The sequence below is a fragment of the Martinezella sp. CNPSo 3957 genome (assembly GCF_057784395.1).
In genome coordinates this window covers 14,580-27,399 of sequence record NZ_JBXSOU010000015.1, presented here as the reverse complement: position 1 = coordinate 27,399, position 12,820 = coordinate 14,580, and the positions used below count along the sequence as shown (strand labels likewise).

Annotated in this window: 14 protein-coding genes and 1 pseudogene; 8 read left to right on the top strand and 7 right to left on the bottom strand. The window is 58.6% G+C overall.

Annotated elements, in window-relative coordinates:
* Positions 1-64: 64 nt before the first annotated feature.
* The 3 genes from AC13QE_RS26300 (at position 65) to AC13QE_RS26290 (ending at position 3,797) form a co-directional block, all read left to right on the top strand.
* The gene (locus AC13QE_RS26300) at positions 65-1,237 is read left to right on the top strand and encodes a DUF2252 family protein (RefSeq protein ID WP_488485916.1); all 1,173 of its coding nucleotides are present in this window, start codon (positions 65-67) and stop codon (positions 1,235-1,237) included.
* Between the two features lie 260 nt (positions 1,238-1,497).
* The gene (locus AC13QE_RS26295) at positions 1,498-2,406 is read left to right on the top strand and encodes a hypothetical protein (RefSeq protein WP_488485915.1); all 909 of its coding nucleotides are present in this window, start codon (positions 1,498-1,500) and stop codon (positions 2,404-2,406) included.
* Positions 2,407-2,621: 215 nt separating this feature from the next.
* Entirely contained in the window at positions 2,622-3,797 is a 1,176-nt protein-coding gene (locus tag AC13QE_RS26290) for an MFS transporter (protein ID WP_488485914.1), read from the top strand.
* 235 nt (positions 3,798-4,032) lie between these two features.
* Here the strand turns inward: AC13QE_RS26290 and AC13QE_RS26285 are convergent.
* The 4 genes and pseudogenes from AC13QE_RS26285 to AC13QE_RS26270 form a co-directional block, all read right to left on the bottom strand.
* Positions 4,033-4,424: pseudogene (locus tag AC13QE_RS26285) on the bottom strand (ISL3 family transposase); the annotation flags it as partial.
* 108 nt (positions 4,425-4,532) lie between these two features.
* Complete coding sequence (locus tag AC13QE_RS26280; protein ID WP_488485913.1) at positions 4,533-5,201, bottom strand: glutathione S-transferase family protein; 669 nt, start codon at positions 5,199-5,201, stop codon at positions 4,533-4,535.
* Positions 5,202-5,306: 105 nt separating this feature from the next.
* Positions 5,307-6,218 (bottom strand): LysR family transcriptional regulator, encoded by a 912-nt coding sequence (locus AC13QE_RS26275; protein WP_488485912.1) that lies wholly within the window; start codon positions 6,216-6,218, stop codon positions 5,307-5,309.
* Between the two features lie 291 nt (positions 6,219-6,509).
* Positions 6,510-7,283, bottom strand: coding sequence for an SDR family NAD(P)-dependent oxidoreductase (locus AC13QE_RS26270; RefSeq protein ID WP_488485911.1), 774 nt, complete (start codon positions 7,281-7,283; stop codon positions 6,510-6,512).
* Positions 7,284-7,371: 88 nt separating this feature from the next.
* Between AC13QE_RS26270 and AC13QE_RS26265 the strand changes: the two genes are divergently transcribed.
* From AC13QE_RS26265 to AC13QE_RS26245, 5 genes are all read left to right on the top strand, one after another.
* Positions 7,372-7,992 (top strand): TetR/AcrR family transcriptional regulator, encoded by a 621-nt coding sequence (locus AC13QE_RS26265; protein WP_488485910.1) that lies wholly within the window; start codon positions 7,372-7,374, stop codon positions 7,990-7,992.
* A gap of 275 nt (positions 7,993-8,267) precedes the next feature.
* Positions 8,268-8,717, top strand: coding sequence for a MarR family winged helix-turn-helix transcriptional regulator (locus tag AC13QE_RS26260; protein ID WP_488485909.1), 450 nt, complete (start codon positions 8,268-8,270; stop codon positions 8,715-8,717).
* A 34-nt stretch (positions 8,718-8,751) separates the two neighbouring features.
* Positions 8,752-9,318, top strand: a complete 567-nt coding sequence (locus AC13QE_RS26255) for an isochorismatase family protein (protein ID WP_488485908.1) — start codon at positions 8,752-8,754, stop codon at positions 9,316-9,318.
* Position 9,319: 1 nt separating this feature from the next.
* Positions 9,320-9,649 carry a hypothetical protein gene (locus tag AC13QE_RS26250; protein ID WP_488485907.1) on the top strand — a complete coding sequence of 110 codons (330 nt, stop codon included), beginning with the start codon at positions 9,320-9,322 and terminating at the stop codon, positions 9,647-9,649.
* On the top strand, positions 9,646-10,863 hold the full coding sequence (locus tag AC13QE_RS26245; protein WP_488485906.1) for an MFS transporter: 1,218 nt from the start codon (positions 9,646-9,648) through the stop codon (positions 10,861-10,863). The genes AC13QE_RS26250 and AC13QE_RS26245 overlap by 4 nt, the downstream gene beginning before the upstream one ends.
* A gap of 288 nt (positions 10,864-11,151) precedes the next feature.
* Here the strand turns inward: AC13QE_RS26245 and AC13QE_RS26240 are convergent, their stop codons facing one another.
* The 3 genes from AC13QE_RS26240 to AC13QE_RS26230 form a co-directional block, all read right to left on the bottom strand.
* Positions 11,152-11,877 carry a DUF72 domain-containing protein gene (locus AC13QE_RS26240; RefSeq protein WP_488485905.1) on the bottom strand — a complete coding sequence of 242 codons (726 nt, stop codon included), beginning with the start codon at positions 11,875-11,877 and terminating at the stop codon, positions 11,152-11,154.
* A gap of 171 nt (positions 11,878-12,048) precedes the next feature.
* Positions 12,049-12,468 carry a PIN domain-containing protein gene (locus AC13QE_RS26235; RefSeq protein WP_488485904.1) on the bottom strand — a complete coding sequence of 140 codons (420 nt, stop codon included), beginning with the start codon at positions 12,466-12,468 and terminating at the stop codon, positions 12,049-12,051.
* Positions 12,465-12,719: a FitA-like ribbon-helix-helix domain-containing protein gene (locus AC13QE_RS26230; RefSeq protein ID WP_037149590.1), complete on the bottom strand. Its 255-nt coding sequence runs from the start codon at positions 12,717-12,719 to the stop codon at positions 12,465-12,467. Before AC13QE_RS26230 ends, AC13QE_RS26235 begins: the two co-directional genes overlap by 4 nt.
* Positions 12,720-12,820: the final 101 nt, after the last annotated feature.

Genomic DNA, 12,820 nt, shown 5'->3' with positions numbered 1-12,820 from the left:
ATCTGATATGAAGGTTTCTGATAGATTTCGTTGTTTTGGGGCTGTGCAACAGGGATATGAGCCGATGAATGGCAAGGATCGCGATTCTTTTCTAAGCGCCCGGCGAAACCTCAAGATGGCGCACTCGCCCGAAGCCTATATTCGTGGCACGACCAAGCTATTTTACGAGTGGCTAGGCCGATGTGCAGAATCTATCCCAAACGGACCGCCCATATGGATTTGCGGCGATTGCCATCTGGGCAACCTCGGTGCCTTGGCAGACGGGGATGGTGAAGTTGCTGTTCAGATCCGCGATTTTGACCAGACAGTCATCGGCAATCCTGCGCATGATCTTATTCGCTTGGGCCTTTCGCTTGCCTCGGCCGCGCGAGGTTCAGACCTGCCCGGCGTCACAACGGCGAGAATGCTGGACGCTCTCGTTGCCGGATATGAAACCGCGGGTGTGGAAGATACCGCAAGCACTCCGCGCCTCCGGCCGCCCAAGGACATTAAAAAACTCGTGAAGCGCTCCCTTCAACGGCGCTGGAAAAACCTCGCAAGGGAGAACTTTCAAACGAAACGTCCTCTCCTTCCTCGCAACAAGCGGCTCTGGCCGTTGCACAGGGATGAGCGGAGCGCGGTTATCGCACTTTGCAAGGACGAGGAATTAGAGAGGGTGGTAGCTTCATCTCAGCGGTCGGCGACTCGCGATCGAAAGGTTCTCGACGCTGCCTACTGGATCAAAGGCTGCAGCTCCCTTGGCCACCTGCGATGCGCGGTTTTGGTTCGAGACGAGAAGCATGGACCGGTTTTGTTGCTGGACATCAAGGAGGCGGTGGCCGCTGCCGCTCCGTCGGTTGCCGACGCAAGAATGCCGCGGGACCATGCCGAGCGAGTCCTGACAGGAGCCAAAGCACTGTCGCCTAATCTTGGGGACCGGATGCTAGCGTCCAAGGTAATGGAAACGACCGTGTTCGTTCGCGAAATTACCCCACAGGATATGAAAATCGAGGTCAACCGTCTTGCCGGAGATGAGATCCAGGCGTTAGCGCATTATCTTGGGGGCGTCGTGGGACACGCGCATGGTCGACAGATGGATAGGCAGATCTGGCGGTCGTGGGCGACCGAGCTGACCCAGGCGCGGAAAAAACACGCAGACGCGCCATCATGGCTTTGGTCGAGTGTGATCGATCTCCTGTCTATCCACGAACGCGCTTATCTCGAGCATTGCCGGCAATTTGCCTTAACATATCGCTGACGGCGATGACGATGCCATCTAAGGCTTTTTCGTGATCTACGATCTGCTGTATTGGCCATGGTCTTGATGTCCCGTGAAGTCAGCGACAAATGCCTGGCCCATCGACCAATCCTGGAACAAAATCTCTTAAGCGCGGTTGCAATCCTGTAAGTTCATCCTTGGAGGATTTCAAAATGGGTCGAGGTATTCTGCTCTGGCTTCTCGGCATTCCGCTGCCGATCGTAATTCTTCTCGTTCTCTTCACGCGGTAGGAGGGTTCCATGTCCTCTATCGAAGACGCTCCCGCTGGAGCCGCTCCTATCGAATCCTCTAAACCCGCGATCGTCTGGGGGCCAATCATAGGCGGCGCCCTTGCGGCGACCGGCACCGCCCTTATTCTTCTGCTGCTCGGGTCCGGTGTCGGCCTGACGATGGTATCGCCCTGGTCCGGCCAAAGCAGCTCGGCGGCCACCATTGGCGTCACTGCCGCTATCTGGCTGGTCGTCGTTCAATGGCTGTCGTCAGCCATCGGCGGCTATCTGACCGGCCGGCTGCGCACCAAATGGGTTGAAGTCCACTCCGACGAGGTCTTTTTTCGCGACACGACGCATGGCTTTCTGAGTTGGGCGCTGGCGACCGTATTCGTGGCGGGATTTCTCGCCTCTTCCTTGACCGCTCTGACGGGGACAACGATCAATGCTACAGCGCAGGTGGCGCAGGCAGCTACGAGTACCGCCGCCTCTGCAGGCTCGGCAGGCAATCAGGACTCCATGGCCTATTTCACCGATGCGCTGCTCAGGCCCGCAAGGACGGCGGACCGCGTGCAATCTGACGATCGAGCGGCGGCGGCAAGGGAGATCACCGCCATTCTTCTGCAAGGCGCGGCTACGGGACAGATTTCGGACGCAGACAAGTCGTATGTTGCGACCGTCGTTTCCACGCGTACCGGTCTTTCCGAACCGGATGCCCGCAACCGCGTCGATTTGGTTCTTAAGCAGATCGACGATGCAAAGACAGCAGCGAAAGAGGCGGCCGACAAAGCCAGAAAGACTGCGGCAACAACCGCTCTTATAGGCTCGCTGTCGCTGCTGGTCGGCGCATTTATCGCTTCCGCAGCCGCAGCCCTCGGTGGTCGTCAGCGGGATGACGAGGAAGACTTTGTGGTTGGAGCAACTCGGACGCATCGATGATCGATGCGTCCGGCGACTGTCGAGACGAGGAGCTCGCTTTTCATCCACCAGAGCCCTTTCACGCATGAAAGACATATCAAGGCGTGAGCGTCCGAGGCGGCGGCGCTCATGTGCCCAATCCCCTGTCGAAGCGCCATCTGGCAGCAGTTGTGCATTTACATCCGAAAGGGTTCGAGGCCAGGCGTGATATCCGCTTTCACGTGGGAGAATAGGAGATGCGAGCAACCCTTCCGAGCCTGTGCGCCGCTTTCATGGCAAGCATGTATTTTCGCAGTTATTTCGGAATCGTCGGCCCCCAGCTTTCTCAAGAGCTCAAGCTTGATCCGGCAGAGTTCGGCTACCTCGCCTCGGCCTTTTTTGCGTCCTTCTCTCTCCTGCAGATCCCCGTCGGGCTGACATTCGACCGTTGGGGTGTTCGCTGGCCAATGTGCTTGATGATGACCGCGGGAGCGGCCGGCTCAGCGATGGTTGCAAGTTCAATGACCTTCTGGTGGTCGGTACTCGGTCAGGTTCTGATCGGTGTCGGGTGCGCGCCGATCTTTATGGGTGTGCTCTATTTCCTCGGCGTGTCGGAGCCTTCGGAACGCGCTGGGCGCCTTGCCACGATCGTGAGTTCCATAGGGTCGGTAGGAGCGCTTCTCTCAGCGTCGCCTTTGTCGTGGTTCACTGAACGGTTCGGATGGAGGTCGGCATGCTGGTCGGCGGCTCTATTGATGTTCGTTAGCGCGCTGGCGATCGGTTTCGTTCTGCGTGCCAAGGCACGGGCTGAACTGGCAAACGAAAAAGACGGTAGGCGATGGAAGCTGGCGTCTCTGCTCTACCTTCTGCCGATTTGTTTTTCCCTTTCGCTGGGCGGTACATTTCGCAACGCTTGGGCCAGCCCCTATCTCACCGAACTATTCGGAACTGGCACAAACGTAGGGGCGGCGCTCACCGCAATCAGCGTGTTCGGGATAACGACGTCTTTCGTACTGCCCGCTATCCTTACGAGATTTACCGGCCGTACGGTCGTGATGGCAGCTCTAATTGCCGGAGTTACATGCGGGCTCGTTCTGAGCGCCTCTCCAGGCTACGGGCTCGCAACCGCCTGCGCGGGATTGGCGGTCCTCTACGCCATCGGAAACATTCATCCGATCGTGATGACAGAGGCTCAGGCATTTTTGCCTTTAGGTTTGCGCGGCGTCGGTCTGGGCGCACTCAACACTCTCGTCTTTCTCGGAGTGTCAGCGTCCTCCTCTGTCTTCGGGGCCATTGCGAATGCCGGGCTGCCGCCGGAGAGTATCTACCGGTTGATATTCGCCTTTACAGCTTTGATGCTTGGGGTCGCATTAGCAGTTTATGTTATATTCGGCCAGGCGCCTTACTCCCGCTCCAAGAGCCTCAAAACCTAGCGAGTAGCATCATGGAAAATGCGGGCTGTCCGAGGATAGGGGAGCTCAGCCAATTTCATGGGCAACATCCGCGCTCTGAGAAGCTCCGGGCCTGCTCTGCCCTACAATGCGCGCTTTATCGTCTTCAAACGGTTGATCTGGCCTTCTGCCTGACCGTTGCTCTAGGACAGGTCGCTTGCGTTACAGACGGCGTCGATATCACAGCGAAGTACAAGGGCAAAATCGGCCAAGATGACATCCCCAGCCGCTCCATCAACCGCTCTCCGGGCCACCCGCCAGTACTATTGCCAAGCAGGCCGACAATCTCGGCGACCCTCGTTGTCCTGCGGGCGTAAGGGGTTGCAATCGCCGGGACCCGGTCCGTGAAGGTTTGACGCCGGCATTGCCAATATGTGCAACGCCGGCGCCCCAATTGAAGCCTTGCCGTTACCTCATTGCCTTGGATCGGCAAGTCCTGAAGACTTCGCTACGACCAGCCGGGCTGACTTCTGCTCTGATGTCGGCAATCCGGATATATGCCTGATAATAGTACGCACGCAGATACAACCCAATCGCCTTTGTCGCTGGATACGACGCTCTGCACTTTAATGCCCGGGGGCCGGTCGACCATTTCGATTTCGTTTGCATGCAAGCTCATACTAACGTCATCGCCAACGATTTGTTGACCACACAAAGTGAGGAAGACCCCGATTAACTATCAAGCGACACATTAAGCGCCGCGCCCCCACTTCTGATTCAGAACTTGATGCCAATGCTGGTCAGAAACTCATCCATGCGGTCATCGAGATTGCGCTTGGTTTCCGCCCATGCGGGAACTGTATCCAGAAGGCGCTGTTGCCAAGCCCGGAGGTTCGGGAACTCAGCAAAGGGGGCCTTGGTCCGGTGTACCTGCGAGAATGGCGCAGCAATATCGATATCAGCCAGTGTGAGTCCGTCGCCGACGATAAACTGCCGGCCTGCGAGGTGAGCGTCGAGAACCTGCGCCGCAGCGCGGATGTTCTTGAGTGTCAGATTGACGATCGATACGTCCTCGGGTTTTCCCATCGCGCGGCCGGCTACACGCTGATCGAACAGCAGCGTCGAAAAAATGCGCCACTGCTCGCCCGACCAGAACATCCATTGCAGGACTTGATAGCGCTCCGCCGACGTCTTTCCCAGAAGTGGAGAACTGGCCTTGTCGGCCAGGTAGATGTTGATCGCTGACGCTTCCCAGATGATGGTCTCGCCTTCCTGCAGAACCGGCGTTAGCCCGTGTGGGTTGAGCTTCAGGAATTCGGGCGTATGGCTTTCACCCTTGAAGAGGTCGACATTAACGCGATCGATATCGACGCCCATGATCTTTGCTGCAGCGAGGACACGGCGCAGGCTGCCGGAACCCAGGTCACCATAGATTTTGACTGCCAATGGTTTTACTCCCTATACGTTAGCCGTTTCAATCACGGCGTACGTATGAGGTATGCTATTCCCGATCCGACTATTAGGCGGACAAGGCGAATAGAAATTATTCCACTATGGAATTCGGGCGATGCCGAATTGTGTCGCATTGATCTGCGTTTCAATGAACTCAACCAGCGCTCGGACCTTCGCGCTTGAGCGTCGTCCGGCAGGAATGACCGCCCATAAATCAAGATCCGGCAGGGTCCACTTGTTGAGGACCTCCTCCACGGCGCCGCTTGCCAACTCCAATTCGAACATCCACTCGGTGGCTACGGAAAGCCCTATACCCGCCAGAACGGCAGACCGAACCCCTTCCGTGGCATTAACGCGCAACCTGGGCCTCACGGTTACCGTTTTGCTCCCGTGTGGTCCCTTGAATGTAAAGCGGTCGCCTCCTTCGCCCTGCGCGAAGACGATGGTCGAGTGATCTACTAGGTCTTCAGGCGTTTTCGGTTCCGGATGATCGGCAAGATAGGACGCACTACCGACTACGATGCGCCTGCAGCGACCGATCCGTTTGGCGACGAGACCAGAGTCGTCGAGGTGCCCCATCCGAAGTGCAACATCAATGCCCTGTTGGATCAGGCCGATATTTCGATCATCAAGATGAAGCGAAATCTCGACACCCGGGTGCGCGTCGAGAAACAGCGGCAGCTTCGGGATGATATATTGACACATGAAGGTGTGTGTGCCGCTGATGCGGATTGGACCTGAGAAATTTTGCGATTTGGTTCCGACGGATGATACCGCCGCGTCGGCATCCTCAACGACTTTGACGGCATGCTCGTAGAAAATCCGGCCTGGCTCCGTCGGCGTGAGTTGCCTGGTCGAACGGAGGAACAGTGATACGCCAAGGTCCTTCTCGAGATGGGCGATCGCCTTGGATACTGTCGATTGGCCAATCCCGAATGTTTTTGCCGCAGCGCTGAACGAGCGCGTGTCGTAGACGCGAACGAAATAGCGCATCGACGTGAAAAGATCCAATTTCGCCTCCTGCAAGCGATCCGCTAATTGTCGCATTCTGATATCGCCGAGATCTCCAGAGAATCTCAGTAAAATACGAGCTGATCTCGCTCATCGTTAGCTGATGTGGAAAACAACGGAATAATCAAGCCACTTGGCGCATAGGCTACTGGTGGATGAAACCGGGACCGCGCTCAATGAGCGCGGTCCCATCTGCTGCCCGAAATGCAACTTCGACCGGCACCTGCCCAGGAGATATGCCCTGTGCTTCGAGATTAGACGGCTGCGAACATAGCGGAGCCTCTGGCTCGATCAGATCCGGGCACCACCCGTCGCATCGATCATCTGCCCCGTCGTCCAACGCGCATCGTTCGATGCGAGGAAGGCGATGACGTCGGCGACGTCATCGGCCCGGCCGACACGTGAGAAGACTGAGAGGGCTTCGGCGCCGGCGCGCGCATCCGGCGACGACAGCCACTCAGCATTCATATCCGTCTCCGTCACACCCGGCAGCACGGCATTGACTGTAATCCCGCGAGCCGCAAATTCAGGCGCCAGCGCAAGTGTCAATGTCTCCAGCGCGCCCTTGGAGGCTGCGTAGGCCGGATGCGTCGGTGCCGCGATCCGTGTAAACCCGGTCGAAATATTGATGATCCGGCCGTTCTCGCGAATGTGGTCGGCCACGGCCTGGATCAGGAAGAACGGCGCCTTGTAGTTAATCGTCATCACCTCGTCGAAAGCGGCCTCGCTCGTCTGCTTCAACGGCAGTGCGGGCGCGATACCGGCATTGTTCACCAGAATGTCGAGAGCGGACGACCCCGTCTCAGCACGTGCAGCGTCGCTGAACTGCGCCCACAGGCTGTCGGCCGCGTCCTTGCCCTGTCTGAGATCGGCCTTCACGCCGACGGCCCTGACGCCGAGCGCTTCAATGTCGCGCACCGTGGCATTGGCCGCATCCGCATTGGCGGTGTAGTGCACGCCAATCAGCGCGGCACCCTCCCTCGCAAAAGCAAGGGCAGCCGCCCGGCCGATACCGCGCGAGCTTCCGGTGATGAGAGCTATTTTGTCAGTGAGACGTTTGGACATTGATCACTCCGTTGCCAAAATAAATAGTGATCCCTACAATAAGAGACGAAATGCATCTGTCAAGAATTTAATAGGAATCGCTATTTTAATGGAGAAACCAGTCGGCAAACGAGGCAGACCCCGCGTGCTCGATCGCGACTTCGGGCTCGACATCGCGGCACGGCTGTTCTGGGAACGTGGCTACGAGGGAACATCGACCGCCGATCTCACGAAGGCGATGGGGATCAATCCGCCGACGCTCTATTCGATGTTCGGCTCAAAGGAAGAATTGTACCGTCAGGCGCTCGACTTCAGCATTGCCCGCGAAAACAGCCGTCGATCAGACATGCTTCAATCCGATCTTCCGATCTTCGAAGCACTCCGCCTCTACCTCTACGATATCGCCGACGGCGACACCCAGCCCGACAAACCGCCAGGCTGCATCGTTTCGACGGCCGTTCTGCAGCATGCCGAAGAAAATGCGTCCGTCGCCCGGATGACGGCAGCGTTGCGTGAGGCGTCGATGCAGACCCTCAAGGCCCGTTTCAATCGAGCCGTCGAGGAAGGCGAACTGCCGACGGGAACGGATACCGATACGCTCGCGCGCTTCTATGGTGCGATCATCCAGGGTATGTCCGCACAAGCTTGCGACGGCGCCTGCAACGCCCTCTTGAAACGGCTGATAGACCTTGCGCTTATGGCTTGGCCCGGGAAGCATCGCACCTCGTAGTGGGCACAAAGCAACGGCAATGCTCTTGCTTAACCCAAGCTTTGCCGAGCGTCTGGTGGCGGCCTAAAGCTCTTGACCGAAATCGAAACCGGCGACACGTACTTTGGTTGCTCTGTGTAATTCAGAACGTCGTGTCCTTAAGCAAGGTGCGGCGATATCACGACCCCGAGATTCAGGACGGTGCCAGCTTTATCGGGCGGGCGGCTGCAAGCCGCCGATCACAATATCTGAAGCTAATCTTTACAGTTTAACTTCGTTTATGGTAGCGATACTGCATGATCGAAAACGCCACCAAATCACCCCTCGCCTCCACCGTCGCCGAAGAGCTCAGAGGCTTCGCAAGCAAGCTGAAGCGCAAGCTGCGCGAGCAGGGTCACGCCGAAGACCTGACGCAAAGCCAGGCGTCGGCGCTCGTCCGGCTTGAGAAGGAAGGCCCGATGACCACCTCGGCGCTGGCGCGCGCCGAGGGCATGCGGCCACAATCGATGGGCACGCTGCTCTCGGCGCTGGATGCGATGGGGCTCGTCTCGGGAATGCCCGATCCCTCGGATGGCCGGCAAACCATCCTCTCGCTGACGGACCGATGCCGCCGCCTGATCCAGGAAGGCCGCGCCGCCCGCCAGGACTGGCTCAGCCGCACCATCGAAGCCAGGCTTTCGCCTGAAGAGCAAGGCCAGGTGCTGGCCGCCATTGGCCTGCTGCAGCGGCTGGTCGAGCAGGATTAGACCGGCTTTCCCTCCCCGCACCCCAGGATGCCCCATGGCCCTAACCGCACTGGATCCACAAACCGCGCTGATCGTCGTCGACCTCCAGAAAGGGGTCATGAGTGCAGCCCTGATAGAGCCGATCGCCCCCGTCATCGACCGTGCCGCAGCGCTTATCCGCGCTTTTCGGCAGCACGATCTGCCCGTCATCCTCGTCAATGCCGCGGGCACCGCGCCGGGGCGCACGGAGCAGCCCAGGCGCCACAGCGGACCGCTGCCGGACGGCTTTACGGATTTCATCCCCGAACTCGACCAGCAGCCGGGCGATATCGTCGTGACGAAATACAGCTGGGGTGCCTTTGCGACGACCGACCTCGAGGTCCGTCTCAAGTCCCTCGGCGTCACGCAGGTGGTGGTCGTCGGTGTCGCGACCGGAACCGGGGTCGAGGCAACCGCGCGGCAAGCCTTTGAGGCCGGGTACAATGTCGCACTCGCGATCGACGCGATGACCGACACACGGCCCGAGGCCCATGCCTACAGCATCAAGAACGTCTTTCCCCGGCTCGGCGAAACCGCCACCGCGGAAGAGATCATAAGCGAACTCGCAAAGCGGAACGCCTAGGATGAACCTCCTCCATACTCTCTCGCTGCTTGCCGGCGGTGCCTTTCTGATGAATGCAATTCCGCATCTCGTCAGCGGCGTTCTCGGCCAACCCTTCCAATCGCCCTTCGCCAAGCCGCCCGGCGAAGGCTTGTCATCATCGACCGTCAATGTGCTCTGGGGTTTCGCCAATCTCGTGCTCACCTATCTGCTTCTCATTCGCTTCGGCAGCGTGAATTGGCATGGTGCCACGGATGTCGTATCCGCAGGCCTCGGGGCTTTCGCCATGGCCCTGTTTTGCGCGCGTCACTTCGGTCGGTTCCATAGCGGCAACGCGCCGGAACGGCAATGACGCGACAGGCGCTGCGGATCTTCCGATCGCTCCGCCACTACAATTACCGGCTCTGGGCGGCGGGGGCGCTCGTGTCGAATATCGGCACCTGGGTCCAGCGAACCGCACAGGACTGGCTCGTTTTTGCTGAATTGACGCGACATAACGGCTCGGCTGTCGGCATCGTCATGGCTCTGCAGTTTGCGCCGCAGTTCCTGCTGCTTCCCTGGTCCGGTCTCGCCGCCGACAGTCTGAACCAGCGCAAGCTCCTGATGGCGACGCAGGCGACGATGGGCGCGCTTGCGCTTGCGCTCGGCATTCTCACCGTCACGGGCCTCGTGCAGCTCTGGCACGTCTATGTCTTCGCCTTCGTGTTTGGCAGCGCCGCGGCGCTCGACGCACCGGTCCGCCAGACCTTCGTTGCGGAGCTGGTCGGCGACGACGATCTGCCGAATGCGGTTGCGCTGAACTCCATGTCGTTCAATCTCGCGCGGATGATCGGCCCGGCCGTGTCGGGCGTCGCGATCGCCACTGTCGGAACCGGATGGGGCTTTCTCGCCAATGGCGCATCCTTCCTGGCCGTCCTGATTTCTCTGACACTGTTGCGGCAGTCAGAGTTGCGGCCGAACAGCCGGGCGCCGCGCGGCAAGGGTCGCTTTATAGAGGGCTTGCGCTATGTCCGCGGGCGCCCCGATCTCGTCGCCATCCTGTTCATGCTGTTCTTCATCGGCACTTTCGGCCTGAACTTTCCGATCTTCGTCTCGACGATGGGCGTGCGCATCTTCCATGCCGATGCTGCCGGCTACGGGCTGCTGTCGTCTATCATGGCGGTCGGGACGATCACGGGCGCATTCCTGAATGCCGGCCGCGAGCGCATCGAATTCCGCAATCTGATCGTCAGCGCCACGGTGTTCGGCCTCGGCTGCGCGCTGGCGGCGCTCGCGCCCGGCTACTGGTTGTTCGCGGCAGCGCTTGTCGTCATCGGCGTTGCGGCACTCTCCTTCACCAACGCCACCAACAGCCTGATGCAGCTTTCGACCGAGGCTACGATGCGCGGGCGGGTAATGGCGCTGCGCGTCGGCATCGCGCTCGGTGGCACGCCGATCGGAGCACCCATCGTTGGCTGGGTGGCCGACCACGAAAGCCCGCGCTGGGCGATGGCAATCGCGGCGGCATCGGGGGTGATTGCAGCGGCGATCGGCGTCTTTGCCAAACAAGAGAGGGGCGGGAACTAGGTCGTGATCGAAACCCCCGTCCCTCGTTTCGGCGGGATTGCGGCAAGTGTCAAGAGCGACGATATCGCGAAGGCGCGTGGCGTTTCGGCGACACAAGGTCGCGCTTGCCTGGCTTCAGGCTCAAGGTCAGAAGCTCAGGGTCAAGAAGATGCCGATCCCCGGAACGCCTTGAGACGAGAGCTGACGTTGTGAATTACAAGCTCTTGAACGGATAGGAACCGTCGATCCGGCCGCCCAATTTGCAATTGTGATGCGCAAAGGTTTGAACACTTTAGCTTCGACCGCAGGTCATAGCATCTGAATATTCTGCGGCGGCAGCGCAGATTGCAAAACTTGCATCGCCAGCGCGTTTTCGATTGCGGCTCCGGAAGCGGTATTGTCGAACACGCACCAGCCGTCCGGCGCCAAAAGTTTCGAGGACGATCCGATCTCCTCATCTGTGTAGCTCGAGTAGTAGATTTTTGGTTTGCCGTGCAGACGAACGTATCGCGGCGCCGTGTCGAAATTCTCCGCCGGCCACACCGGCGCAGGATCGGCGAGCACCCGGTCTATCGCAAAACTTTGGATCAGATCCAATGCCTCGGCCGATACCCAGCTCTTATGCCTTACCTCAAGGACAATCGGTCCCTCATCGGCGTTCCGTATCGCCTTAAACGTCGTCTTGAACACATCGGCATCGAACGCGAGCGACGGTGGTAGCTGGCAGAGCAGCGGACCGCGCTTTTTCCCAAGGGGCGCGATTTCCTCGATAAATGTTTGGAACGGCTGGGCGATGCCTTTCATCGCTCGAGTGTGGGTAATCTCTTTGGGGATCTTTACCGCAAACTGGAAGTTCTCGGGAACGGTTTCGGCCCAGCGCGCGAAAGTTGATGTTTTATGATGACGGTAAAAGGTGGAATTGATCTCGACGCCATCGAAAACCGAAGCGTATCGACTCAACCCACTTCCCTCCTGTGCAAACCGGCCGGCCACCTTTTTTGGAATGGACCAGGCCGCAGTGGCAATGATCGGCAATCGACTTCCTCCGAGCTTTTCGGCGCTCGAACGAAACGAAGAAGCCAATGGCAGAGTTCCGGCCGCCATTGGGCGACGTCAGGGTGCAATGCAACGGTACTCGGTTTAAGGCCGCCAATGGTAATGCTCTTGAAGGGTATCGAACCTAGGACACCTAGATCTACACCGCCATTATCGGGACCAGGGATTAATCACTTGCAACCCAGCCGCCTCGAACGGGCTTGTGTCGCGGGTTGCGATTGCCAGACGATTTGCTGCTGCTGTGGCGGCAATATAGCCATCAGTCGTGCCGATCGCTTTTCCAGATACTCGAGCGCGTGCCATCAGTTCCGAGTAAAACTGCGAAGTCGCAAGATTGAAGGGCAGGATGCGCTCGGAAAAGTGAGGCAGTACTTCGCCCTCAAGGCGGTCGCGGAGGATAGTTTGCCGTTTCCCCGAGGGCACAGCTGCGATCCCGAAGCGAAGCTCGGCAATCGTTATTGCGGAAATGAACAGCGTTTCGATTGCTTGGGCGTCCAACCAAGTGACCACTGCCTCATCGGGAACCGGTTTCCACGGCTCGGATATAACGTTGGTGTCCAGCAAGATCATTCGAAGGTCATCGGTTCAGCAGGCGTCTTATCGCGACTTTTCTGCAGGGCTTCAACGTCGCTGTCGGAAAGCTCAGCGTCGCGACCGATAGCCGCTAGTAAAGAGCCGAGCTTAACACGTTCAGGGGGACGAACAGCGGCCTCAATAATGTCGCGGATCTCGGCCTCGGTGCTTCGGCCATGATGAGCCGCTCGCAGGCGCAGAGCACGATGTGTTTCGTCAGAAAGATTTCGAATGGTGACCGCCGGCATTGATATCACCTCAATAGAAATGATGGCTTTGCTATCAAAATATACAGAATGATGCGAACTTTCAAGAGTTTCAAAATAATGAGGACGATACCGTGCCCGTT

What these genes read in the sequence shown, in the direction of transcription:
- AC13QE_RS26300 (WP_488485916.1), top strand. Translation starts at nt 65, where the DNA reads ATGAATGGCAAGGATCGCGATTCTTTTCTAAGCGCCCGGCGAAACCTC.
- AC13QE_RS26295 (WP_488485915.1), top strand. Translation starts at nt 1,498, where the DNA reads ATGTCCTCTATCGAAGACGCTCCCGCTGGAGCCGCTCCTATCGAATCC.
- AC13QE_RS26290 (WP_488485914.1), top strand. Translation starts at nt 2,622, where the DNA reads ATGCGAGCAACCCTTCCGAGCCTGTGCGCCGCTTTCATGGCAAGCATG.
- AC13QE_RS26270 (WP_488485911.1), bottom strand. Translation starts at nt 7,283, where the DNA reads ATGTCCAAACGTCTCACTGACAAAATAGCTCTCATCACCGGAAGCTCG.
- AC13QE_RS26265 (WP_488485910.1), top strand. Translation starts at nt 7,372, where the DNA reads ATGGAGAAACCAGTCGGCAAACGAGGCAGACCCCGCGTGCTCGATCGC.
- AC13QE_RS26260 (WP_488485909.1), top strand. Translation starts at nt 8,268, where the DNA reads ATGATCGAAAACGCCACCAAATCACCCCTCGCCTCCACCGTCGCCGAA.
- AC13QE_RS26255 (WP_488485908.1), top strand. Translation starts at nt 8,752, where the DNA reads ATGGCCCTAACCGCACTGGATCCACAAACCGCGCTGATCGTCGTCGAC.
- AC13QE_RS26250 (WP_488485907.1), top strand. Translation starts at nt 9,320, where the DNA reads ATGAACCTCCTCCATACTCTCTCGCTGCTTGCCGGCGGTGCCTTTCTG.
- AC13QE_RS26245 (WP_488485906.1), top strand. Translation starts at nt 9,646, where the DNA reads ATGACGCGACAGGCGCTGCGGATCTTCCGATCGCTCCGCCACTACAAT.
- AC13QE_RS26235 (WP_488485904.1), bottom strand. Translation starts at nt 12,468, where the DNA reads ATGATCTTGCTGGACACCAACGTTATATCCGAGCCGTGGAAACCGGTT.
- AC13QE_RS26230 (WP_037149590.1), bottom strand. Translation starts at nt 12,719, where the DNA reads ATGCCGGCGGTCACCATTCGAAATCTTTCTGACGAAACACATCGTGCT.